The organism is Bhargavaea massiliensis (assembly GCF_018390575.1).
Classification (GTDB): domain Bacteria; phylum Bacillota; class Bacilli; order Bacillales_A; family Planococcaceae; genus Bhargavaea; species Bhargavaea massiliensis.
Genome location: NZ_JAHBCJ010000003.1, coordinates 243,476 through 267,502, shown reverse-complemented (window position 1 = coordinate 267,502; position 24,027 = coordinate 243,476). Strand labels below are relative to the sequence as shown.

Below are 24,027 nucleotides of genomic sequence, written 5' to 3'. Positions count from 1 at the left end.
ACGCACTCGCCCCCAACTTGGAAGCACTCCATGAAATTTAGAAGCACTCAGCCGAGGCACAAAAATACCAGGTGAGAAAACAGTCTGTTTTCTCACCTGGTTTGCTACTCCACTTCCTCCTCATAATCCTTAGGTTCCAGGTCATCTGGGTTTGGGTCGTACGGATCGGGCGGCTTGGTGTCGTGCGGGTCCTCGACATAAGTGCTCGGGCCGCCGGTCGGGTTGGCTTCTTCGTCCGGCGTGATGCAGTCGGCACAGCGGTCAGGTTCGGAAGACATGCCGGGGTCAAATTCTTTTCCGCATTCGATGCAGACCGGGTTTGCATTCGTCATGGGCTGTTCGCCTCCACTTTAGTCATTTTGGCGTTATTATGCGAAGTTCAAGTTCATTCCATCCACATTCACAACATTATTAAAAACAAAAAAAAGATCGTCCTAAAAACGATCATTGTAAGGCACTGATGGCGCGTTCAAGCAGGTCGATGTCCTCTGCAATTTTCATTTGCAATTCTTCGTCCCGGCATTGTTCCAAATCTATATACAATCGCAAAAGCTCGTACGAAAACATCTGAAATTCGACGGAATTCTCCAATCCTCACGGTACCTCCATTGCGGTATTCATCTATTTATTCCCATTCTTATTGAAGGCGAAACAATTTTCGAGTTTTGTCAGCCTGCAATTCATAGAATGCCTCAGTATTACCTATTTATTCATAAAAACCGGCTTTCCCCATTCTGGATAACTATTACTATCAGCCTAATTTTTATCAATCCAATTTATGCTATAATATCTCGGAATCCTCCTCGCCGCAGATAATCCCCGTTTATTCGGCAAAATCAGCGGTGAAGGGAACAGGACCGTCCGTATGCAGTGGCTTCAAAATCTATACATAAGGTGGATGAAATGAAAAAAAACAAACTGACCAAGAAGATTCTCGCCGTTACCGTCGCCCTTTCCCTATCTGCCCCGTTTGCCGTATTAGCTGAATCACCTGCCAAGGTGGTTGTCGATCCGGGTCACGGAGGACATGATTCCGGAGCGCTCGGAAACGGGCTTGCGGAAAAAGATCTTAACTTGAAGCTATCCCTGATGATCAACCAGAAACTGAACGCCTCCTATGTGGTCAATACTAAAATGACCCGCGATTCGGACATTTTCCTTTCCCTGACTGAAAGAACGGATTTGGCCAATGCATGGGGTGCGGACTTGCTTGTTTCTGTCCACCACAACTCTGGAGGGGGTTCAGGATATGAAGATTATATCCACTCCAGAAATGCTACGGCAAAAGATCGTGAAGTCCAGAATGAGATCAATAAAGAAGTCCAGAAAGTACTGAACCGTTATGGGCTGAAAAACCGCGGAAAGAAAAGCGCCAACTTCCACGTGCTCCGGGAATCAGGCATGACTTCCATCCTTCTGGAAATCCTGTTTGTCGATAATCCGACTGATGCAGCCTATCTGCGCAACAACAACTTCATGAACGACATGGCTTCCGCAATCACACTTGGCATCGCCCAGGCATTGGACCTGCCGCTCAAAGCAAACGCATCTGCCCCCTCGATCGGAAGCGGAGGCGCTGAGCATGCTTCCGGAATCAGCGTCCGGGAGTTGAACGGCACGTTTGAATCTACGGTAAACAACTTGAATGTCAGAACCGGCAACACGACGCAGTACCGTTCCCTCGGCAAACTCAGCAAAGGGGACAAGGTCCAGGTTACCGGCGTGACATCCAACGGCTGGTACCGTTTCAGCTTTAATGGAACAACAGGTTATGCCAGCGGGGATTACCTGGAGCAAATTGCGTCAGCCCCTTCCGTTCCGTCAAACGGCATGATTTACGGAAAGGTTCTGTCGCTCGGGGCGACCGGCGCCGCCGTCCGGGACTGGCAGCGCGACATGAACAAGGTCGGATTCAAGCTGGATGTCGACGGCAGCTTCGGGCCGGGATCCCGCACGGCGGCGATCGCCTTCCAGAAAAAATACGGCCTTACGCCGGACGGCTACTTCGGGCCGTCTTCACAAGCGAAGATGGCGAGCCTGCTTAACGGCACATCGAAACCCGCTGAGCCTGATAAAACCGAAAAGCCGAATCAATCTGAAAAACCGGCACCGTCCAACGGCATGATCTACGGCAAGACGCTTTCACTCGGCTCGACTGGCACCGCTGTCCGAAACTGGCAGCGCGACATGAACAAAGTCGGGTTCAAGCTGGGCGTCGACGGCAGTTTTGGCCCGGGCTCCCGCTCCGCGGCAATCGCCTTCCAGAAAAAGTACGGCCTTACGCCGGACGGCTACTTCGGGCCGTCTTCACAGGCGAAGATGGCGAGTCTGCTTAACGGTTCATCAAAACCCGCTGAGCCTGATAAAACCGAAAAGCCGTCTCAACCTGAAAAGCCTGCCCCGTCCAACGGCATGATTTACGGCGAGGTCCTGTCACTTGGGGCGACCGGCACCGCTGTTCGAAACTGGCAGCGCGACATGAACAAGGTCGGGTTCAAGCTGGGCATCGACGGCAGCTTCGGACCGGGCTCCCGCTCCGCGGCAATCGCCTTCCAGAAAAAGCACGGACTCACGCCGGATGGCTACTTCGGACCGTCTTCACAAGCCAAAATGGCAAGCCTGCTTAACGGCACATCGAAACCCGCTGAGCCTGATAAAACCGAAAAGCCGAAATCAATCTGAAAAACCGGCACCGTCCAACGGCATGATCTACGGTAAAGTCCTGTCACTTGGGGCGACCGGCACCGCCGTCCGAAACTGGCAGCGCGACATGAACAAGGTCGGGTTCAAGCTGGGCATCGACGGTAGCTTCGGGCCGGGCTCCCGCTCCGCGGCGATCGCCTTCCAGAAAAAGTACGGCCTTACGCCGGACGGCTACTTCGGACCGTCTTCCCAGGCGAAGATGGCGAGCCTGCTGAACGGCTCCCCCAAGCCTGCCGAACCGGATAAAACCGAAAAGCCGGCCCCGTCAAACGGCATGATTTACGGAAAGGTTCTGTCGCTCGGGGCGACCGGCACCGCCGTCCGAAACTGGCAGCGCGACATGAACAAAGTAGGGTTCAAGCTGGATGTCGACGGAAGCTTCGGGCCGGGATCCCGCTCCGCGGCCATCGCTTTCCAGAAAAAGTACGGTCTCACGCCGGACGGCTACTTTGGACCGTCTTCACAGGCGAAAATGGCGAGCCTGCTTAAATAAAATCGCCTATTAACCTCCCTTCGTTTGAAACGGAGAATCCTGATTCTCCCTTCTTAACGAAGGGAGCTTTTTTATGTCCGGGTCTTTTGGATTTTGAGTAGTTTCTCAGAGTTGGCGGGTATTCGCGTATCGAGCTTTTTCATGTGAATGCGCCTATATATGAATTTAGTTGTAAAAACCCGTAGCAATTATTACAAACGTGAAGCAATTTGTAATCTAACTGTAATCTATTAAAGCCTATGACTCTGCTAAAATGAGCAATAGATTAATAAACTAGATAGATTTTCCTAATTCACACTGAATTTAGAGCCTATATCCGTGACATATACAAAAACCATTCCAACTCAGGGGGAAATAACGTTGAAAAAAATCGTATTCTCGGCTTTGACAACTGCAGCGCTTGCCACGTTTATCGCCACTGGAGATGCTGAAGCCTCTTCCGATACTTATCAAGTGAAATCCGGGGACACCCTCTGGAGAATTGCTGTTCAAAACAACGTAAGTGTCGCTTCCCTTAAAAGCTACAATAACCTTAGCAGCGATCTGATCTTCCCTGGCCAGGTGCTTGAGCTTGCAGGCTCGGGCAAAGCACAAACGTCCTCAAGCCAGGCGGCTTCAAAGCCGGCCAGCACATCTTCGGCCTCGAGCTACACCGTCAAGAGCGGTGATACGCTGAGCAAGATTGCGGCTGTTCACGGGACAAGCGTGCCCAACCTGAAGTCGCTCAACGGACTTCGCAGCGACCTGATCCTTGTCGGTCAAGTCCTTAAAGTCAGCGGAACAGCAAGCGCGTCTTCTTCCGCGCCTTCGAAGAACACGACGACAAACAAAAACACGTCAACCGCACAACCATCGTCCAATTCGTCTACTTACGTGGTACAAAGAGGAGACACCCTGTCGAAGATCGCCAATAGGTACGGAATGTCTTACCGCAAGCTGATGGACCTGAACGGCATGAGCTCGACAATCATTTATCCGGGACAGACATTGAAAGTAAGCGGAACGCCTGTGAAAAATAAAACGACAGCATCCAGCTCTTCATCTTCTTCCAATGTTGTACACGCATCCGCTTCGAAAAATGAAGTTGCATCTTCGTCTTCACTTTCCAGCTTTGTCTCTATTGCCCAAGGACTGAAGGGCATCCCTTACAAGTGGGGCGGCACGACAACGTCCGGATTTGACTGCAGCGGTTTCATTTATTATGTTCTGAAACAAGCAGGCGTCAGCCAATCCCGCACATCGGCTGCCGGCTACTATGACCGTTCCTTCTCGATCAGCAGCCCGCAACCGGGTGACTTCGTCTTCTTCCGCGGCACTTACGGCGGACCGAACCACGTTTCCCACATGGGCTTCTACCTCGGCAACGGCAAGTTCATCCATGCCAGCTCTTCACGGGGCATTACAGTCAGCAGCGTGAACGACAGCTACTGGGGCAAATTCAAGCGTGAGTACAAGCGTCACTACTCTGCGCTTTAATCAACCGCTCCACACCTGAACCCTTGAACGCTTCCTCCGGAAGGTTCAAGGGTTTTTATATTCTCTGCCACTCCCAACAGGACTTCCCCTGCTCTATACCGAAATGGTTCCGTAACCGGTATAGCGTGTCCGGTCTGTATCCTTACTTCATGGTCTGCCTACGCAACCCGCCGCCCCTGACGGTCACCTTGCATGAAGTAGGAGGCATCAACTTGTCAGCATATCCGATTGATGAGATCCGAAAGCAGTTTCCGGCCCTCGGGCGGACATACGACGGGAAACCCGTGGTGTTCCTGGACGGTCCAGGCGGTTCCCAAGTCGTAAAGGGCGCAATCGACGCAATGGTCGCGTATATGGCGAACGGCAATGCCAATTTGGACGGGCAGTTCCCGACGAGCCGGGAGGAGGCCATGATCCGGGAAAGCCGGGAGGCCGTGGCGTGGACAGCGAAACACTGACACTGGATCTGTCCGGTCTGGACAGCTTCCTTGAGGCGACGTGCGCCATTGTCCGCACTCCCGCCCTTCAGGCAGGTGGACGTGCGTAATAGTTGAAGACATCAATAAAAGGGATTGGAGCCGGCGCTCCAATCCCTTTTTCGTTTATATGTGTGATTCCTTAAGCCATCTCCAGCATCCGCTTTTCCGCTCCCTGCTTCAGCAGGCTGACCGTCGTTTTCCGGATCAGTTCCGGCAGGATGCCGAAGGAGTATGGCTTGTAGACGCGCTCGGTCCATTTGTGGCCGTCCTTGCCGTAAACGCCCATGTTGATGGACGGGATGTCGAGCTTTTGGATGGCGCCGAATGGGATGGAGTAGAGATTGCCCCATTCCGGCAAGTTTTCGATCAGCGGCGCCAGCTCCTCTTCGGTTTCATGAAGCGACAGGAAACTGCCGTCCGCGAGATACGGGAAGAACTTTTTCAGTGCGAACTGTTCGCCGGTGGCTTCGCCCATTTCCCGGAGCACGCCTTCGACCGAGGCCTGGATCTGCATATCGCGTTCCTGATCGGCTTTCAGATAATTGTGCGGCAGGAACGGCGGCGCGAAGAACAAGATGACACGGGCTTTCTTTTCCGGGTCAGCCGCCTGCAGCGCGCTGACGATGGAAAAGCTGAGATCCCGCAGGTCTCCCGCTTCGCCTTCCGCATCTTCAAGCGCTTTGGCGATCACGGAACGGACATCCACATCGCGTTTCTGGAGGTAGCTCACATAGTCCTCGTATGTGGTGACATCGACCGACCAGGAAAGGTTGCGCGCCGGCAGGCCGGTCACGCCCAGGTACTCGTCGAACTGTTCCTTCATATACTGTTCCGCTTCCCGGCATGCCACCCTGGCCTCGTCCATCAGCTTCTCCAAAATCCCGGCAGGTGTTTCTTCATAGATAAAGTAGTTGAAGTACAGATGGCTGCTGATGGCCGTCTGGACGGTGTACAGTTCTTTGGTATCCCGCTGCTGCAGGCACGTCGGCGGCAAAACGAGTTCATTCGGAATGTTTTCCGCAAGCCGGTACCGGTTGTGGATCCGCTCCGTCAGCTTCGCCGCAATGAAGTTCGGGTCGATGCCGGAGAGCGTGTCCCCGACATGGACCTCCCGCCCGTATATGTGGAAGCAAGGCAGAATCTTCCCGGCCGCCCCCGTATAGATGTACCGGTGCGGATCTCCGTCATAAAGCGGGGTGATAAAGTCGGTGTTGATCGCCGAGACAAAGTCAAGGTGCCGTTCATGCTTCAGCCTGTTCAATTCCGAAAGCGCACCGACAATGCCGCGGTGTTCGCTTTCCTCGTCTCCGTTGCACAGAAGAAGGACGTTTCCGTCAAGCTCTTCCCGGTGCTCGGAAAAGTAGAGGATATTGGCGATGTGCACGGCAGCCCCGCTTTTCATGTCAACCGAGCCGCGGCCGAACATCCAGTCACCGGACTGAGCTTCTTCCCGGACTTCCGGATCGGCTTCATATTCCGTGAAAAACGCCTCGAGCGCGTCAGGTGAAAACGCATGCTCTTTTAATGGGCCAAAATCTTCGACAGCGACCGTATCGATATGGGCATGATAGAGAACTGTTGAATTTGAATGTCCTGCCCCTTCCACGAAGGCGAACACATTTTGGCGCCCGAGCGGATCCCCCTCAATTTTCTGGAGATACAGGTGATCCGGGTGCTCTTGGAAATAAGGGAATGAACTGAGGATCTGATAGATCTCCCGGACAATCCTGACCTCACCGACCGTGCCATTGATGCTGTTCAGGCCGACCAGATGGCGTGTGATCCACTCTGCCTGCTCAGCGATTTCCATCTTCCGAAGCTGTTCGTACATGAACGTTTCCTCCTTTTCTCTTGGCCTGTTTCTCGATCGGATAGTGATTGGCAAAATAATCAGCTGTAAGCTCTTTGACCTTTCCGCTCAGGAACAGGACGGCAATCACGTTCGGAATGACAACCATTGCCAACAGCAGGTCCAGGAACTGCCAGATAAACTGCAGCCCGCCGACCGCGCCGACCATGATGGCCACAATATAAACGAATCGCATCCACTTGGAGAAGGAAGTGCCGAATAGGAATTCCGCCTGCTTCTCCCCGTAAAAGATGATGACAACGACTGTTGTGATGACAAACAGGAACAATGTGGCCGACACGATCATCCCCGCAATGGACGACCCGTAGAGCGGGGTGAACGCTTCTGTCACCATGGTCGACGCCGCATCCGGGCTGATCGTTTTCCACACACCGGATGTCAGGATGACCAACGCGGTAATCGTACAGACGACCAGCGTATCGACAATCACCTCAAACACACCCCAGAACCCCTGTTTGACAGGATGACTCGTGATGGCGGCGGCGTGCGCAATCGGCGCCGTTCCCATCCCCGCTTCGTTCGAGTACAGCCCCCGGGCCATCCCCCAGCGGATTGCAGCGGCCACGCCGGCTCCGGCAAACCCGCCTGCAGCCGACAGCGGACGGAACGCATATTCAAAGATCATCGCGAACGCCTGCGGCACTTCTTTGAAGTTTACGAACAGGACGGCCAGCGCCGAGAGAAGGTAAACCACGACCATGAACGGAATCAGCTTTTCCGTCACTTTTCCGATCGTTTTGATCCCGCCGTACGTGACCAAAATGACGATGAATGCGACAATCAGTCCCGTCGCAAACGGAGGCAGGCCGAACGACCCGCTCATTGTCTGGGCAATCGAATTGGACTGGACCATCGTGCTCGCGATGATTTCAATCATGAGCGCGAGCGCGAGGAACGAAGCTACCTTTTTCCAGCCAAGGCCCTTTTTGATGTAGTACATCGGACCGCCGACATACTCGCCTTTTTTGTTTTTCTCCCGGTAATGCATTCCGAGCACGACTTCCGCGAACTTCGTCCCCATCCCGATCAGCGCCACCAGCCACATCCAGAAAATTGCTCCCGGTCCTCCGAGCGCGATTGCGACCGGCACACCGACGATATTGGCTGCCCCCATCGTGGAAGCGAGCGCACTTGTCGTCGCCTGGAAAGGCGTCAGTGTCCCCTGCCCCTCACTTTTCGAAAACATCTTGCCGAACGTCTGCCCGATAATATGCGGCAAGTATCTGAACTGGAAAAACCCGAGACGCACCGTCAGAAACAGGCCTCCCCCGATCAGGATGATCATGAGCGGAATCCCCCAAATGAAATTCGAAATCTCCGCAATCCAAGCCGTAAATCGATCCATTTCCCCTCAACCCTTTCTATGTCCGTTCGCAATACGAAATCGCTTTCAATAAATCCCCTTTTCGTTATTCCGCATTGTGGAATACATTCTACATTATGAAACCGCTTGCTTACATTCTATTTCTGCATTTTTGTATTGTCAATCTCTTTTTCTTCTGAACGGTCCGACGATTCGACTCGATTCGTCATGAATTTTTGATACAATGGGAACAGACAGGGGGAGAAGTGCAATGATTCAGTCGATTGACCGCGCGATGCAGCTGATCGGGACCATGTCCGAAACGGAAAAAGACCAGTGGCTTGTTGCTGAGCTGGCTGACAAAACCGGCCTGCCCATCAGCACCGTGTATCGTCTCCTCCAGTCACTTGAGACACACGGTCTCGTCACCCAGCATCCGCAGACGAAACTCTACGAACTGGGCGACAAATGGATGGAACTCGGCTTGAAAAAATACGAAAAGCTGGATATCCGGGCCGTATCCAGGCCGATTCTTGAAGCCCTCGCGCAGGAAGTGCGGGAAACCGTTTACCTGAACGCCCCGAGAAACGGCTCATCGATCATCGTCGACCGGATCGACAGCCCCCGGAACGTCCGGATCATCGACAGCATCGGAGAACGCATCCCGATGCCGATCGGCGCTGCCAATAAAATCTTCCTCGCCTTCAGCCCGCCGGCCGACACCGGCCCGTTGCTCGATCGCCTCATTACGGACCCAGCCGAACGCAACATGCTGAAGCAGCAGCTCCAGGCCATCCGCCGCTCCGGCGCCGCCATCAGCAGAGGCGAAAAAACCGAAGGCACCATCGCCGTCTGCGCCCCCATCTTCGACTTCGAAGGCCATCTCATCGCCGCCGTCAGCATCGAAGCCCTGGAGTCCCAGACCACCGACGAACAGGTGGACCAGTTCACCGAAAGTGTCATTGCGGCAGCCGACCGGATTTCTTCGGCGATGGGGATGAGTTCATAGGAATAGGGATTAAAAAAAGGGATTGGCGCCGGCGCGCCAATCCCTTTTTCTATGTCATTTAATTTCAGTACAGCAAGTAGTTCTTCCTCACCTTCTTGAACGCCTCCAGCTCCTCTTCCCATTCCGCTTTCATTTCTTCAACGGTCATGCCGTTCTCGATGCCTTCGCGGATCCAGCCGTTTCCGATCAGGTTGTCGAAGAAGTTGGTGAGCGTGACGTCTTCCGGATATAGGTCGTGGATCGTCTTGACGATGTGGAGTCCGGTTTCGACCGGCTGGTAGTCGTTACGGTCCGTGATGTGGACCTGGATGCCGTGGGACAGTTTGCCGGAGTGCTTGGAGAACATCGGCGTGAAGGACGCCGCGCGGAAGCTGACGCCCGGGAGTTCCAGTGCGTTCAGTTCGGCAGCGAGTTCGGTGCTGTTGATAAACGGTGCGCCGATCAGTTCAAACGGTTTGGTCGTGCCCCTGCCTTCGGAGACATTCGTTCCTTCAATCAGTGCGGTGCCCGGATAGGCGATCGCCGTGTCCAGTGTCGGCATATTCGGGGACGGCAGGACGAATGGAAGTCCGGTTTCATCGAAGTACATTTTGCGTTTCCATTTCTTCATTTCCACGACGGTCAGGTCTGCATCGATGCCGAATTCCGCATTAAACAGTTTGGCGAGCTCGCCGACAGTCATGCCGTGGCGGAGCGGGATGGTATACTGTCCGACGAATGAAGCGAATTTCGGATCCAGCACCGGCCCTTCGACTTTCTCCCCGCCGAGCGGGTTCGGACGATCGAGGACGATAAACGGAATGCCCTTTTCTTCAGCCGCTTCCATCGCGAGTGCCATTGTGTAGATGTACGTGTAGAAGCGGGTGCCGACGTCCTGGATGTCGAAGACGAGGACATCGACATTCTCGAGCATCTCCGGTGTCGGCTTGCGCGTCTTGCCGTACAGGCTGTAGACCGGAAGGCCGGTCACTTCGTCGATGTAGTAATCCACATACTGGCCCGCCTGCGCGTCGCCGCGGACACCGTGCTCAGGGCCATACAGCGCAGTCAGCTCGACTTCCGGGTCATTGTGGAGCAGGTCGACAATGCTGTTCAGGTCCTTGTCAACGCCAGTCGGATTCGTAATGAGTCCGACACGCTTTCCTTCTATTAAATGCTTTTGCTCATCCAGCAACACATCTACCCCGAGGGCGATTTCATTCCCTTTCCGGTGCTTGTTGTGATCCTGGGACTTGCCGTTGCCCTTGTCATGGTCGGCGAATGCGACCGTCAGTGTAGACAAAACGAGCAGAGCCGTCAGCAGGACGATCAGTCGTTTTTTCAATGGATTTCCCTCCTCAGTAAGTCAGGCCATGGCCGAATCCGTACAAGACGCCGCCTTCAGCGCCCGGAATCGTGATCGGCAACGTCCCGCTAGGTGCCACTTCGCCGAACAGGATGGCAGCCGTTGCCTTGAAGCTCGCGGTCCGGAAGCTGTACTGTGCAAGGTAAGCATCCGTATTCGGGTAAGCCATGATGTCGTACGGATTCCGGATGCCGACACCGATCACCGGCGTTTCGGTTTCCGCGATCAGCTGGTTGACCATCCGCATCTGAGCGCTTGTCGCGGAGCGCTGGGAGACGGTGGATGTGACCGTTCCTGCGATGACTGCCTTCGCTTCCCTCACCTGATCCAGCTGTGCCTCAGTCAAAGGTGCGCTCGCCTTAATCAGCACCGTATTGGCATGCTTGGCCTTCACTGCGTTGTACAGATCATCAATATACGTATTGCCAACAACGATAATCTGGTCATCCGCGTTTGGAGCAAGCGGCAGGATGTCTTGGTTTTTCACGAGCGTTACGGACCGCTCCGCCACTTCCCGTTCAACAGCCTTATGCTCGTCGGAACCGACCACTTCAAGGGCATTCGCGATCTTTTCGTCAATCGGCTTCGGACTTTCTTCCTTGAGGATGCCGCGCTCAAGCTTCAGCGTCAGGATGCGTTTGACGGACGCTTCGATGCGTTCTTCGGAAATGTCTCCCGAACGGACCGCGCCGTACACGCCTTCCGCGACGGTTTCCAGACCGACCGGCATGAGGACGATGTCAGTTCCCGCCTGGATCGCCTTGATGACCGCATCGACCGGACCGAAATGGTCGGCGATCGCCTGCATGTTCAGGGCGTCCGTGATGATGAGCCCGTCATACCCCATTTCTTCTCTCATGAGCCCGGTCAATACTTTGTGCGAAAGGGTGGCCGGGACATGGATTTCTGAGCCGTCTTTCTTGGAGATCACTTTTGTATCATCGATTTTCGGGAAGGTGACATGCGCCGTCATGATGGCGTCGATGCCTTCATCCATCGCCCGCTGGAACGGGTACAGCTCGACTTCCATCAGCCGCTCTTTGTCATGCGGCACTTCCGGCAGGCCGAGGTGGGAGTCGACCGCTGTGTCCCCGTGTCCCGGGAAGTGCTTGGCCGTTGCCGCCGTTCCGGTATCCTGGAGCCCCTTTACATAGGCCGTGCCAAGGCTTGCGACCAGCTCCGGGTCTTCCCCGAACGAGCGGACGCCGATCACCGGGTTGTCCGGGTTATTGTTGACGTCGAGTACAGGTGCCAAGTCGAAGTTGATGCCGAGTGAAGCCAGCTCTTCACCGATTACACGGCCGGTGTCATAAGCCAGTTTCTCGGAACGGGTTGCCCCGAGCGCCATATTGCCCGGCATGTCGGTCCCCGACTGAAGGCGCGTCACGATGCCGCCCTCCTGGTCAATCGTCAGGAACATCCCATACTTTTCGGAGGCTGCCTGGTAGGCGTCCGCAAGACGGGTCGTCTGTTCGGTCGTCACGACGTTTTCACGGAACAAAATGACGCCGCCGATATGGTAGTCCTTCACGAGACGCTCGATCTCAGGAAGCATTTCCGTCACGTTTTTCCCTTTCCAATTGCGGAAGTCCGGCATGAGCATCTGCCCGACCTTTTCTTCCATCGTCATCTGGCTGATGGCGTTGTCCACGATATTGTAGCGGTCGCCTTCTTCCTTCACGACCGTCACGTTTACAGGCGGCTTGCCTTTAGACTCTCTTGCATCCGGATCGGGCTTTGCCTGGATGGCAATCCGGTCGGAATACGTTCCGTCCGTCACGCTGATCCATGTTTTCCCCGGCTTTCCGGTAACCGTCACCTTTCCTGCCGCATCTACTGCCGCAACGGTGTCATTGGAAGACGACCATGTCTGGTCAGCAGACTTCTTGAAATGTCCGTCCTGATACACATGGAGCGCCGTCAGCTGCAGCTCCCCGTTTTCGGCTTCATGGTCGATCTCCGGCACATTCTGGAGAATCACCAGATCTTTGACCTCCGGCCCTTCCGCAGCACTTGCCCCCGAAATGATCGGCGTCACAATCAGCACCGCGATCAGAAACGGCAACAGCAACACCTTCCGCATACTCGGCATTCCTCATTCCTCCCTTTTAATAGTCTCTCAAAGCCCAGCCGCCGGTATCTCCTGCAGGCTCGACAGACTCCCCATCTGCCATTACGTTTCCGACATACCAGCCCCGGCCGTTCACGGATGCGTCGGTGTCATAGCGGAAGCGGACAAACTCGGTCCCTTCCGGCAGGTCCGCCGTCACCCGTTCCAGATCCCCGCCGTTTCCGGTCAGAGCCGCGAGTTCCGTCCAGTTCACCCCGTCTGCCGAAACCTCCACCCGGCCATAGTCTGATCTGTTCTCCAGTCGGTGCCAGGAATCAAACGAAAGCGCTGTTGCCTCTCCGTTCAGCTCAAACGTCATTGTCCGGTCAAGCCGGTCCCCGTAACCCGAGAACCACATCTCTTCATGTTTCGGGACCGGCGCCGGAATGGCGTCCGCCACATGACGCGCGACCGTCCGCCGGATCGTGTTCAGGGAAATCGTGTTCCTGGAAGGATGGACCCGGTTCGTCAGCAGGATGGCGACCGTCTGGTTTTTCTTGCTGACGGCGATGCTCGTACCGGTGTAGCCGGTATGTCCTGCAGTCCCCGAATCAGCCAGTGCGTCCATGTACCAGCCTTGGTTCAGCTCCCATCCGAGCCCGTGGTCATTGCCCGGGAACCCCGGAATCTGGTTTTCCTCAAGCAGGCGGACCGTTTCTGGCTTCAGGATCCGCTTGCCGCCGTACCGGCCATCGTTCAGGAACATATGCGCGAACTTGGCGAGATCCGGCGCCGTCGAGAACACGCCCGCATGCCCTGCCACACCGTCCAGCGACCAGGCATTTTCATCATGGACACTGCCCCACACGATGCCCCGGCCGAGTGCCGGCTGGTATTCGGTCGCGGCAATCCGGTTCTTTAGGGAAGCCGGCGGATTGTACATCGTATCCTTCATGCCGAGCGGCCCTGTGATTTCATCCTGGATAAACTGGTCAAGCCGCTTGCCGGAAAGCCGCTCCACCAGGGAACCGAGGGTGATCATATTCAGGTCGCTATACGTGTACTTGGTCCCAGGAGGATTGGCGAGCGGATAACGGTGTGCGATATCTAAGCGGTCCTCCCGGCTTTTGCCTTGGCTATACAGAGGCACCCAAGCCGTGAATCCGGACGTATGCGTCATCAACTGGCGGATCGTCACATTCTCCTTGCCGTTGTCAGCAAACTCCGGGATGTAATCGGCAACCGGATCATCCAGCGAGAAAAGACCCTGCTCATACAGTTTCATTGCAGCGGTCGTCGTGAAGATCTTGCTGATGGAAGCCAGGTCAAAAATCGTCTCCTCCGTCATCGCGACAGGCTCGTCCATCTCCGTGAACTGATCATCGGTGTAAAGCGCCGAATGCCCATATGCCTCATGCTTCACGACATGGCCGTTCCTTGCCACGAAAACCACCGCTCCCGGGAAAGTCCGGTCCGCCATGCTTTGCCCGATTGCCCCATCAATCGAATCCAGCGGCGTCTGGACCATACCCGCCCCCTTCACGGAACCCGGATGCAGAACCGGCGACATCGGCCCCGGCCGGTCCCACTGCTTGTTCTCCGCTCCCCCGCCTGCCTCAACTGGCACTGCAAAGACGGTACCGAGCGCCATCGTTCCCGCCAGCACTGCCGCCACCCCGGCTTTCTTCGTTACATTCAGCATGCTCTCTCCCCTTCTCTCCTTCTAAATTATCAGTACTTTCTAACAAGTTTATCGGAGTTGCCAAAACGTGCCTATCATACGGAAGTACTTGAATGGGAAAGCGATTTCCTAAAGTCGGGGCGATGGCACCGGTTCTTTTTATTCATTTTGAGGGAATGGATTTTCAAACCACTGACCTTTACGGATCACGCAACAAGCCATGGAGCGTAGGAACATTCGTTGTCCCGGTTTCATCATTCAGGATCGTAATTTCGTCATTCATGACCGCAGTTTTGTCGTTCGGCCTCCCGGTTTCGTCATTCACCCATTGCCGGGAATTGAATGGCGTAACTTTTCCGCGGAATGACAAAATTGAATGGTCGAGTGACGAAATCAATCTCTCTTCATTTAAATCAGATAGGCGTCACCAAATACATATACAGCGCCATTCTCAAGTCTCCAAAATCGGCAGCCATTGTCACAACAAATCATTGAAAGCGCCTCCATCAAAAACGCATAAAAAATCTTTATTTCCCCACTGAAATCTTTGCCACCCTTTCAACTCCTTGGTCTGCAAAGCTTTTCACTATAAATATTTTTAATCAAAATACAAAATCCGATATATTTCTAAAAATTCCATTGACTATTCTTCCTTATTTTCTGTAGAATCAGTTCATTGCTTTAGCTAACTTGGCTGGCGCAATGAATCAGCTTGGAAGGAAGGCTTTTTATGTCAGAAATCATACATTCTCCTCTTGTTGCCACTGTGCTCGTTTTTGCACTGATCGCGTTCGGCGAATGGCTCTCAATCGTGTCACGCGCCCGTGTGCCGATGCTGCTGACCGCCATGGTTGGCTTTATGATCCTCAGCTGGACGGGCATCTTCCCTGAAAATATTCTGGAAAGCTCTCAGTTCGCAGCGCTCGGGGCCATCCTGATCGGTCCGGCCATTGTCCATATGGGGACGCTCATCCCGATGAAGGTGCTCCGGGAGCAGTACCGCGCGGTCGTCATCGCGCTGTCCGGCGTGGTTGTTGCGGGTATCCTGATTTTCGCCATCATTCCGTTTGTCTTTAATTTCGAGACGGCTGTCGCGGGCATGGGCCCGATCAGCGGAGGCATCGTGGCGATGATCATCACGACCGAAAAACTGAAGGAACTGGATCTCGGAACGGTTGCCCTGATCCCTGCACTGATCGTTGCATTCCAGGGTCTGCTCGGCATGCCACTCGCCCTTAACTTTATGCGCGCCTATGCCAAGAGGCTGCTCGGCAAGATTGACGATGGCACCTTTAAGCCGATGAACGCCGAACTTGCCGAAGAACTGACGGAAACGAGGAAACTCGGGCCGGTGCGCTCCAGCATGACGATTCGGCTGTTTCTCGTATTTGTTGTCGGTGCCCTCGGCGTCGTCCTCGGCTCCGTTACACCGATCAATTACAGCATCTGGTGCCTCGTATTCGGTATCATCGGCGCAAAGATCGGCTTCCTCGAGCAAGAGTCCCTCGTGAAGGCGAACTCGTTCACACTGACATTGGTCGGCATCATGTTCGTCGTCATCGGTTCCATGGCGGGTGTCTCCCCTCAGGAAGTCATGACGCAGCTTCCGGCAGTTGCCGCAATCATCATCCTCGGAACGGCCGGCATCGCGATCGGCGGATATGTAGGGGCGAAACTCGTCAAATGGGATCCGCTAAAAGGGATGCCGGTTGCCCTTACAGCACTGTTCGGCTTCCCGGGCGATTACCTGCTGTGTGAGGAAGTCGCACGAAGCACAGCCCGGACAAAAGATGAAGAAAAACTCATCTTCAACGAATTGCTGACCCCGATGCTGATCGGCGGATTTACGACGGTCACCGTCGCCTCGGTCTTTATCGCGGGCGTGCTCGTTTCATTCATATAATTGGAGGAATTCTTAATGACTACAACCATCATCGAAAACGGACGACTCATCGACGGTACAGGCAGCGAGCCGCGTCAGGGCATCGTCGTCGTGAAAAACAACAAAATCGACTACATCGGGGACGCTTCGGGCTTTACGAAAACCGGTGACGAAACCGTGATCGATGCGGGCGGCAACACCGTCCTGCCCGGATTCATCGACACGCATGTCCATATGATGTTTGAATACGCGCCGCTCCAACAACGGCTGACGACGCCGTTCAGCTACATGTTCTATCAGGCAATGGCGTACATGAAGAAAACACTCGATGCAGGCGTAACCTCAGTGCGCGATGCACTCGGAACCGACCTCGGCGTCAAGCGCGCCATCGAAGACGGGCTGATCCAGGGACCGCGCATCCAGGTCAGCATCAACGCCCTCACCATCACCGGCGGCCACGGCGACGGCATGCAGCTGAACGGGGACGTGTTCGACATCTCCCCTTCCGGCTACCGCGGCATGCCGAACGGAATTGCGGACGGCGTGGATGAAGTCAGGAAGAAAACCCGTGAAATGCTGCGCGCCGGTGCCGAAGTCATCAAGGTACACGCCACGGGCGGCGTCCTCAGCCCGACCGACCATCCCGAGTTCACCCAATACTCGTTCGGGGAACTCTCTGCAATCGTAGAAGAAGCCCAGTTCCGCAAAGGCATTAAAGTAATGGCCCATGCACAGGGTGCGGAAGGCATCAAGAACGCGGTCCGCGCGGGCGTCCATTCCATTGAACACGGCATTTTCCTGGATGACGAAGCCATCGAACTGATGAAAGAAAACGGCACGTATCTGGTGCCGACCCTCCTTGCGCCTGTTTCCGTCCTGGAAACCGCAGAAGAAGTCGGCATGCCGCAATCGGCTGTCGAGCAAGCGGCTGAAGTCATCGAACACCATAAAGCAAGCTTCACGAAAGCCTACGAGGCCGGCGTGAACATCGCGATGGGCACCGACGCCGGCGTATTCCGCCACGGCACCAACCTTCGCGAACTCAGCCTCATGGTCGAAAGCGGCATGACCCCGATGGATGCCATCGTCGCTTCCACAAAGACTGCTGCGGAATGCATGGGCTGGGAAGACAAAGTGGGCACGCTGGAAGAAGGAAAGCTCGCAGATGTGGTCATCGTGAAGGGCAATCCGCTCGAGGATATCCATTCTCTTTCCGACCCGGACAACATTCTGGCTGTCCTTAAAGATGGAGAATTGGTGAAAGAACAATAAAAAATCACGCACACCTCTTGGGAGATGCGCGTCCGGCTGCAGACAAGGCGAAGGAATTCGCTCTGTCTGCTTTTTATTGGGATGCCCCACTCACAACCACGCCTCCCCTTCCCACTCCTCATCTTCCACTTCCCGGATCACAGTGACTTTACCTTTGGACCTGTAATACTTCGACCAGACGGAGATGGCATGATCGACGTGCTGGTAGGTCGTTTCCTGGACATGATCGGCGGCGGCGTCCTGCTTCCAAGAGACGATCAAGTCATAGCCATCTTTTCGCCTATAGATGTTTAGATAGCAGATTCGATAGAGCCACTTCGCCTTGTCACTGTCGACCCAGACCCAGTCTTCTTCCCAGTCGTCCCCTTGGTTCACCCACTCGCCCATTTCACTGCGGGGGTGCCGGCGGTTCCTGCGGGAAAGCTGCTCCGTCACCCGTCCGATCTGCATCAGAAGCCGGAAAATCGGATTGCGCCTCATGGCCGGTCAGCGTGTGTATTCAACAGGCGGCGTATCGGATCGCAAGAAGAGCGGGTGACGGGGCATTCCGCTGATTGTCGTCCCCAGGCAGTACAGTGTTTTTCCGGCTTCACGGATCATCTTGAGGACCACCTCATCCCGGCCTTCTTTTCCGCCATGCCGCCCCCATGCCACGATCACTTGCCGGGCGTTTCCAATCGCATCAGCCAGATGGCGGTCATTTGGGGGATGATGATGGCGTTCATCCGAATCAAAGAGAACTTCAGGACTTTTCGTCCTGAACGAATAAAGGTTGACGACCTCAAGTGACCCACAACCTTGGTGCTTGGCGATATTCATACACTGATGCAGCGTCTGATCGGGCTTTCCCGCATCCCCCGTGCTCGGATTCAGCATCACAAACAGACACTCCGGCTTACCTGTCTCCCAAGTTACGCTTAACCGGTAGCGGTGCCTGTCCGTGTGATCGAACATCACCAACACATGTTCCTCATTCAACCAAAGCCCGGACTCGATCCGGACATTCTCTTCTCTCCAGATGACCATCCCCGTGCCCCCTCAGGTTTATTGATTCTCACCATTTGGTTTCTACTATTTAAAAAGAAGCAGCGTGTATAGCTGCTTCTCTAAGGTATATGATGGAGTTTCTGATCTGATGAGAACGGATATCTTTCATCCATGAACTATTGGTTAGCTTTCTTAACAGCACCCGCAATGCCCGGTGCTGCTGATTGGCATACCGCAGGCGTCACACGTACTGGCTTTCTTATAGCCGGCGGGCTGGGGAATCGGGACCTTGGGCTTTTCGGCCTTTCGCTGCATAGCAGCAATCGCTTGCTTTCTCCTTTTCCGCTCAGCCCAGCGCAGGCGGTTTACCTCATCCTCCAACTTGCTGATTTCACGCTCCAACAAAATCACTTTCATCCCCTGCATCCGCTTCTCTTTCAGATACCTGACCGCCGTTTCACGGTCTAGAAAGAACGTTTCCCCATACGTCCATGCACGGAATTCAGAAGCGTCCCTAGTCAGAATCTGCCGGCTATTCAATACCCGATACACCTTTTTCTCATGAATCTGGCCGGCTTCAAGGATATGAACAGGATCCCCGCTGTTTAATGTCACCTGCCTCACTTTAGCTCCCCCCGTCCGCAGTAAATTCAGAAAGTTCCTTCTCCCTTTATTTTACCATATGCATTTCTGGAAGGTTAAGTGTGCTACATGCTTATGCTGGGAGTGAATTCACGTCACCAATATAAAGACGTCACCGATGCCTGCATCTGGTGTCGTCTTGTCCCCTTTTCTTATAACTACTGCCCATGTCATTCTTTAATAATTTCATTCGGCCAAGTGAGATCTATACTATTTTCTTTGTTGCCGCTGGCCCTACGCTTGTCGATATAATTATCGTTAAGATTCAGCGAGTATGCACCAATAGGAATTCCGGTTAATTCATTGATCCCTGATGAAAGCGAATCGATTATATCCGGATCCGGTGCCGCTTCTTCTTCCATATACAAGGTAATACCAAATGATACGTGCTTGTCATCATAACCTGTTTCTTCTAATTCTTGCCGAATTTGCTCTCCAGACACTTGCGGATTTTTCAAATAGAGTTGCAATGCATCTTCAAAAGCCGGTCCGAAGGGGCTGACGAGATAATAAACATTTGAAAAGCCGCTCCCCTTTACCTTTGCAACGGCTTCAGCAGTCAAACCGGTCACAGGATTAGAGTTAACAAACCCTTCAAGAGATTGATTCAGTTTTGTGAATTGCTCCGGGTATGCTTTTGCATAAAGCCAACCATAGAGTGCAACTTCCACTTGACCTTCCTGGGTCCAAACGTCATCCGTTCTCATTGTCCCAGTTGAAGAGTCATAAGGAACGATGGCATATGTATAGAAATGCGGGTCCGCCACCGATTCTACATAAACAGTTGCAGCATCCCCTGCACCGACAATGTTCGTAACGGTTATTTCCGTTTTGTATTTTTTCATAAAGAGAGCGGAAACTGCGTTTTCAATTTGTTCGGATGCAGCCCTTGCCGCCTTTTCAATCTCTTGATTGGCATTCCGTAATTCGTAGCCCTCGCCCGTATAATCCTGTACCCTCACGAAGTTTTCTTTTTCATAGGCATTCTGTTTATCGTTGTTTGTATTTGAAGATGTCACGTCTTGTTCTCCTCCGCCTGCTTCCTGGCCGGACCTTAAATCCGCATCTTCAACAACTTCGTCTTTTCCAGATGCAAAGTGGCTGCACCCGCCAATAACCAAGGAGGCACCAACCAGCCCGGCCAGAAACCTTTTATTGATCCCCAAAGTTGAACCTCCTGTCGGACTAACGCGGATACTTACCTATCGAACAAGTGAAGTAGTCCTTCAACTATATCATTCCCAAAGAATGTAATCAGTCAATCTATTAACCACTCATCCAAGGTAACTACTCCTATCCCAAACGCAAAGACCGTCCGGAGAGTCTCCCCCTCCAGATGGTCTTCGATTTAGAGACAGCTTTTCCTTATCCAAACAGCGTCTCTGCACTCTTCTCCTCCAACTCCCCCGCCAACTCCATAAAGAACGGATACGAATCCGGGTTACTCATAGAGTCTGGATTGATCACCTTTTCGGGGTCAAATCCAAGCAGAAGCTTCCGGATCGGGACTTCGAGCTTCTTGCCGTTCAGCGTTTACTGAGCGCTCCTCATACTTCCTCGACCCGGACCGGCCGCTCTACGATATTTTGTTCACCCTGTGCCAGGAAGGCATTGAAAAGGGAAAATTCAAGGCCAGCTATACAGCGCATGACATCGTGACGGTATTGATACATGGAATGCGCGGGGTGCTGTACAACTGGAGCCTGAATCGCGGGAGGATTCCGCTGGTGGATGAGCAGCGGATGGTGTTCGGGGCGTTATTGGAGGGATTGAAGGCCAGATGAATGACGAAATTCCGGTGCCGAATGACGAGAATGCAGACGGCACGGACCCTGCTCGCAGTTAGCGATTGGAGGCCGTGCCGTAACTGTTTTCACTCTCTTAGGTCAATTGGTTAGATTGGCTGACCAAGTTCCTGAAATCAACTTTCTGCTCAAGTGCATAGGCGAATTGGTACAACTCCGCTTCAGTTCCGTGTTTGCCGATTAGCTGGAGGCCGATAGGAAGGCCACTCTCCGACAGGGCACATGGCAAAGATAGGGATGGGTTCCCGGTATAGTTGGTCGGTGAAGTGAGACGCAATAGCGCACTTCTCACCGTCTCTTTGAATTCTCCAATCCGCACCTCACGCTGTCCAATATCTGTCGGAAGGACAGGGAGTGTCGGAGTGACCAGCACGTCAACTTTCTCAAATACTTTGTTGTACTCACGGATGATACCCTCACGCTTGATTTGAGATTCCACATACTCAAACCCTTTTACTGTTCCGCTTGCCACGATGCGCTCATACACTTCTTCATCCACGCTTCCCTTATGCTTTAAGGTCTGCTGATGAACGGCCGCAGCTTCTGCCTGGATGGTGATCACCTGAAATTTTGAAATCTCTTGCAGAATCGGCATCTGAACGGGCTGCACGCTGGCCCCCATCTCTTCAAATAGATCCAACGACTGTTCGACGGCTTTCCGGACTTCGGCGTCCACATTTACGAAATACCAGTCCGGTACACCGATCGTTTTACCGGCGAGGCCGTCTCCGATTTTCTCCGTGTAGTCCCTGTTCTCTTGGTTTAATGAATAAGGATCAGCAGAATCGTGACCTGCAATCACGGAAAGGATCAGGGCATTGTCACTCACGCTTCCAGTCATCGGTCCTACATGGTCGAGGGTATAGGCAAGCGGGAACGAACCGGATTTACTGACCAGCCCAAATGTCGGTTTCATGCCGACCACGCCGCATGCCGATGCCGGAATCCGGATTGAGCCGCCGGTATCTGTACCTATTGCAGCGGGTACCATTCCTGCCCCCACCGCCGAACCTGATCCGCTGCTGGAGCCGCCTGCAATTTTCTCCGGATTATACGGATTTCTGCATGCACCGAAGTAAGAGCGGTCACCGATTGGCCCGTAGGCAAATTCATGGGTGTTCGTTTTCCCCAGGATGACGGCACCGGCTTCTTTCAACCGGGTTACGACAGTGGCATCAGCGTCAGGGAGATGATTTTCGTAAAGCTTGGACCCCATCGTTGTCCGGATATCTTTTGTGTTGATCAAATCTTTGACCGCGATTGGAATTCCATGAAGGGGGCCCCGAATATGTCCTAAACTCAGTTCCTTGTCCAGTTGCGCTGCAGCCTTTTTGGCGCCTTCGGCATCCACCGTAATAAAGGCATTGTAAATCGGCTGCATCTCATGGATTGTCTCTAAAGATGTACTCACAAGTTCGGCGGAAGTCACACTTCCGCTTTTCATTTTGACTGTCAATGCGGTTACTGTCATTTACACCATCGCCTTCTCTAGTTGACCTTTGCGGGGACGCTGGCCCGGCTTGACGAAGAGCATGCAGAGCATCCCGATACCCGCCGCAATGGCTGCCGCAGTGAACATCGCTGAATAGCCGTAACTTACTACGAGGAATCCGGTCAAGATAGGTGCGATTATGGTGGCCGTATTGGTGATGAAGTGTGTGATTCCGCCAAATGTCCCTGCACGGCTCGGTTCCGTGTCGATGATGACAGACCAATAAACCGAGTTAGGCAGCGAGTTGAAAGCATTACCGATACACATCAGCACCATGACGCCCACAATGGTGTCCGCCGTCGGAATCATCACGAAACAGATCGCTGTTAGCATTAGGGAGACAACCGCAAGGCCGGAGCGTGCAATCCGAAGACTGCCGGTCTTCATGCGCAGATAGTCCGAAATCTTGCCGCCCAGCAGAACCGTGAAGCAGGCACCGATCCATGGAATCATCCCAAGGTACCAAAGCGAAGACAATTGGAATCCAAATTGATCCTGCAGATACTTCGGTGTCCATGTCAGAAGCAAGAAGTTGATGTACTGGAATGCAAAGTATCCAAACGCATTAAAGATCAACGTCGGGTTTTGGAAGAAATGATACCAGCGGACCGAGTCATCTTTCGGGTTGACCACTTTCTCATTCGGCAACAAATCTTGGGTTGATCTGATTTTCTCAAGCTCTTCCTTCGAGACGTTCGGGTTCTGCTCAGGCAGGTCGGTAAACATCTTCGACCAAACGATGACCCAGATAATCCCGAGACCCCCAAGGATAATAAACATCGTCTTCCAACTTGTCACGGACAACAGGGCGACTGCCACCGGCGCCGTCAGCAAGGCCCCGAGTGGTGTTCCGAGAAGGCCCATGGAAACTGCAAAACCGCGTTCTTTTGGTGTTGCCCAGTTGGCGTTTGTTTTATTGATGGTCGAGAAGGTCGGCCCCTCGGCAAAACCAAATAGAATTCGGATCAGGGCAAATCCGGTCAGTGCCGAGCCCCCGAATAGCGCGAGACCGAGATCTCCCGCAAAGGCGGTAGCGATGACAAAAAAGGACCAACCGATCCCAATCATGATCCATACAAATTTGGGTCCCTTCCTATCGGCCAGTATTCCCCCGATCAGAGAACCGAACAAGTAACCAAATCCGAAATACCCTAATACCGCACCCCAAGAAATCGGATCAAATCCGTATTCACTGATGATATCAGCCTGGGCGTAAGAAATGGCCCCCCGGTCGATATAGTTGATAATGACCATGATCACCATCATCAGCATGATCTGATAGCGATAATTCTTTTTCAACATGAAATTCCCCCACTTTCTCCTTCTTTTTCACCCCTATACAGCAAACGCTTACAGGTTTTAGTGCCCCCCTTCATCAATTCTCATTAGTTATAACATTCATGTAAATCGCCTACAATCGGGGCCGTTTCATTCTCTTATGCAAAAATGCATCACGTGTCTGAGCGCTTTGAAGATCCAATAAAAAAGCAACCGTGGGATATGAGGTTTCCGCTCGGTTGCTTTTTGGTTATGCATAA

19 protein-coding genes are annotated in these 24,027 nt (G+C 53.5%); 7 read left to right on the top strand and 12 right to left on the bottom strand.

Annotated features, from left to right (window positions below):
* Positions 1 to 104: 104 nt before the first annotated feature.
* A complete protein-coding gene (locus KHA84_RS06155; RefSeq protein WP_213422651.1) occupies positions 105 to 332 on the bottom strand; it encodes a hypothetical protein in 228 nt (75 codons plus the stop codon).
* 571 nt (positions 333 to 903) lie between these two features.
* Here KHA84_RS06155 and KHA84_RS06150 point away from each other — a divergent pair.
* The 4 genes from KHA84_RS06150 (at position 904) to KHA84_RS06135 (ending at position 5,130) form a co-directional block, all read left to right on the top strand.
* Positions 904 to 2,682 (top strand): N-acetylmuramoyl-L-alanine amidase, encoded by a 1,779-nt coding sequence (locus KHA84_RS06150; RefSeq protein WP_213422650.1) that lies wholly within the window; start codon positions 904 to 906, stop codon positions 2,680 to 2,682.
* 22 nt (positions 2,683 to 2,704) lie between these two features.
* The gene (locus KHA84_RS06145) at positions 2,705 to 3,196 is read left to right on the top strand and encodes a peptidoglycan-binding domain-containing protein (RefSeq protein WP_213422649.1); all 492 of its coding nucleotides are present in this window, start codon (positions 2,705 to 2,707) and stop codon (positions 3,194 to 3,196) included.
* Positions 3,197 to 3,556: 360 nt separating this feature from the next.
* A complete protein-coding gene (locus KHA84_RS06140) occupies positions 3,557 to 4,672 on the top strand; it encodes a C40 family peptidase (RefSeq protein ID WP_236823141.1) in 1,116 nt (371 codons plus the stop codon).
* Positions 4,673 to 4,884: 212 nt separating this feature from the next.
* Positions 4,885 to 5,130 (top strand): hypothetical protein, encoded by a 246-nt coding sequence (locus KHA84_RS06135; protein WP_236823140.1) that lies wholly within the window; start codon positions 4,885 to 4,887, stop codon positions 5,128 to 5,130.
* A gap of 160 nt (positions 5,131 to 5,290) precedes the next feature.
* Here the strand turns inward: KHA84_RS06135 and KHA84_RS06130 are convergent, their stop codons facing one another.
* The gene (locus tag KHA84_RS06130) at positions 5,291 to 6,982 is read right to left on the bottom strand and encodes a M20/M25/M40 family metallo-hydrolase (protein WP_213422648.1); all 1,692 of its coding nucleotides are present in this window, start codon (positions 6,980 to 6,982) and stop codon (positions 5,291 to 5,293) included.
* On the bottom strand, positions 6,948 to 8,366 hold the full coding sequence (locus KHA84_RS06125) for an alanine/glycine:cation symporter family protein (protein WP_213422647.1): 1,419 nt from the start codon (positions 8,364 to 8,366) through the stop codon (positions 6,948 to 6,950). The genes KHA84_RS06130 and KHA84_RS06125 overlap by 35 nt, the downstream gene beginning before the upstream one ends.
* 229 nt (positions 8,367 to 8,595) lie before the next feature.
* Between KHA84_RS06125 and KHA84_RS06120 the strand changes: the two genes are divergently transcribed.
* Positions 8,596 to 9,333: an IclR family transcriptional regulator gene (locus KHA84_RS06120; protein WP_213422646.1), complete on the top strand. Its 738-nt coding sequence runs from the start codon at positions 8,596 to 8,598 to the stop codon at positions 9,331 to 9,333.
* A 64-nt stretch (positions 9,334 to 9,397) separates the two neighbouring features.
* Here KHA84_RS06120 and KHA84_RS06115 read toward each other — a convergent pair whose 3' ends face one another.
* The 3 genes from KHA84_RS06115 to KHA84_RS06105 are packed head-to-tail and all read right to left on the bottom strand — an operon-like array spanning position 9,398 to position 14,430.
* Positions 9,398 to 10,657, bottom strand: a complete 1,260-nt coding sequence (locus tag KHA84_RS06115) for an exo-beta-N-acetylmuramidase NamZ family protein (RefSeq protein ID WP_213422645.1) — start codon at positions 10,655 to 10,657, stop codon at positions 9,398 to 9,400.
* 13 nt (positions 10,658 to 10,670) lie between these two features.
* Complete coding sequence (locus tag KHA84_RS06110) at positions 10,671 to 12,770, bottom strand: glycoside hydrolase family 3 protein (RefSeq protein WP_213422644.1); 2,100 nt, start codon at positions 12,768 to 12,770, stop codon at positions 10,671 to 10,673.
* 16 nt (positions 12,771 to 12,786) lie between these two features.
* Complete coding sequence (locus KHA84_RS06105) at positions 12,787 to 14,430, bottom strand: serine hydrolase domain-containing protein (RefSeq protein WP_213422643.1); 1,644 nt, start codon at positions 14,428 to 14,430, stop codon at positions 12,787 to 12,789.
* Positions 14,431 to 15,139: 709 nt separating this feature from the next.
* Between KHA84_RS06105 and KHA84_RS06100 the strand changes: the two genes are divergently transcribed.
* Both KHA84_RS06100 and KHA84_RS06095 read left to right on the top strand, forming a co-directional pair.
* Entirely contained in the window at positions 15,140 to 16,312 is a 1,173-nt protein-coding gene (locus KHA84_RS06100) for a hypothetical protein (protein ID WP_213422642.1), read from the top strand.
* A 15-nt stretch (positions 16,313 to 16,327) separates the two neighbouring features.
* Positions 16,328 to 17,563 (top strand): metal-dependent hydrolase family protein, encoded by a 1,236-nt coding sequence (locus tag KHA84_RS06095; protein WP_213422641.1) that lies wholly within the window; start codon positions 16,328 to 16,330, stop codon positions 17,561 to 17,563.
* Between the two features lie 90 nt (positions 17,564 to 17,653).
* Here KHA84_RS06095 and KHA84_RS06090 read toward each other — a convergent pair whose 3' ends face one another.
* The 6 genes from KHA84_RS06090 to KHA84_RS06065 form a co-directional block, all read right to left on the bottom strand.
* Positions 17,654 to 18,043, bottom strand: a complete 390-nt coding sequence (locus KHA84_RS06090; RefSeq protein WP_213422640.1) for a hypothetical protein — start codon at positions 18,041 to 18,043, stop codon at positions 17,654 to 17,656.
* Between the two features lie 6 nt (positions 18,044 to 18,049).
* Positions 18,050 to 18,589 (bottom strand): DUF1643 domain-containing protein, encoded by a 540-nt coding sequence (locus KHA84_RS06085; protein WP_213422639.1) that lies wholly within the window; start codon positions 18,587 to 18,589, stop codon positions 18,050 to 18,052.
* Positions 18,590 to 18,742: 153 nt separating this feature from the next.
* A complete protein-coding gene (locus tag KHA84_RS06080; RefSeq protein WP_213422638.1) occupies positions 18,743 to 19,174 on the bottom strand; it encodes a hypothetical protein in 432 nt (143 codons plus the stop codon).
* Positions 19,175 to 19,362: 188 nt separating this feature from the next.
* Positions 19,363 to 20,358, bottom strand: coding sequence for a DUF1672 family protein (locus KHA84_RS06075; RefSeq protein WP_213422637.1), 996 nt, complete (start codon positions 20,356 to 20,358; stop codon positions 19,363 to 19,365).
* Between the two features lie 715 nt (positions 20,359 to 21,073).
* Positions 21,074 to 22,468: an amidase gene (locus KHA84_RS06070; RefSeq protein WP_213422636.1), complete on the bottom strand. Its 1,395-nt coding sequence runs from the start codon at positions 22,466 to 22,468 to the stop codon at positions 21,074 to 21,076.
* A complete protein-coding gene (locus KHA84_RS06065) occupies positions 22,469 to 23,791 on the bottom strand; it encodes an MFS transporter (RefSeq protein ID WP_213422635.1) in 1,323 nt (440 codons plus the stop codon).
* Between the last annotated feature and the right edge of the window lie 236 nt (positions 23,792 to 24,027).

Excerpts from the sequence above, each read along its gene's own strand:
- KHA84_RS06150 (WP_213422650.1), top strand. The coding sequence starts at position 904 with ATGAAAAAAAACAAACTGACCAAGAAGATTCTCGCCGTTACCGTCGCC.
- KHA84_RS06145 (WP_213422649.1), top strand. The coding sequence starts at position 2,705 with ATGATCTACGGTAAAGTCCTGTCACTTGGGGCGACCGGCACCGCCGTC.
- KHA84_RS06125 (WP_213422647.1), bottom strand. The coding sequence starts at position 8,366 with ATGGATCGATTTACGGCTTGGATTGCGGAGATTTCGAATTTCATTTGG.
- KHA84_RS06100 (WP_213422642.1), top strand. The coding sequence starts at position 15,140 with ATGTCAGAAATCATACATTCTCCTCTTGTTGCCACTGTGCTCGTTTTT.
- KHA84_RS06130 (WP_213422648.1), bottom strand. The coding sequence starts at position 6,982 with ATGTACGAACAGCTTCGGAAGATGGAAATCGCTGAGCAGGCAGAGTGG.
- KHA84_RS06105 (WP_213422643.1), bottom strand. The coding sequence starts at position 14,430 with ATGCTGAATGTAACGAAGAAAGCCGGGGTGGCGGCAGTGCTGGCGGGA.
- KHA84_RS06065 (WP_213422635.1), bottom strand. The coding sequence starts at position 23,791 with ATGTTGAAAAAGAATTATCGCTATCAGATCATGCTGATGATGGTGATC.
- KHA84_RS06110 (WP_213422644.1), bottom strand. The coding sequence starts at position 12,770 with ATGCCGAGTATGCGGAAGGTGTTGCTGTTGCCGTTTCTGATCGCGGTG.
- KHA84_RS06120 (WP_213422646.1), top strand. The coding sequence starts at position 8,596 with ATGATTCAGTCGATTGACCGCGCGATGCAGCTGATCGGGACCATGTCC.
- KHA84_RS06070 (WP_213422636.1), bottom strand. The coding sequence starts at position 22,468 with ATGACAGTAACCGCATTGACAGTCAAAATGAAAAGCGGAAGTGTGACT.
- KHA84_RS06090 (WP_213422640.1), bottom strand. The coding sequence starts at position 18,043 with ATGAGGCGCAATCCGATTTTCCGGCTTCTGATGCAGATCGGACGGGTG.
- KHA84_RS06155 (WP_213422651.1), bottom strand. The coding sequence starts at position 332 with ATGACGAATGCAAACCCGGTCTGCATCGAATGCGGAAAAGAATTTGAC.
- KHA84_RS06095 (WP_213422641.1), top strand. The coding sequence starts at position 16,328 with ATGACTACAACCATCATCGAAAACGGACGACTCATCGACGGTACAGGC.
- KHA84_RS06085 (WP_213422639.1), bottom strand. The coding sequence starts at position 18,589 with ATGGTCATCTGGAGAGAAGAGAATGTCCGGATCGAGTCCGGGCTTTGG.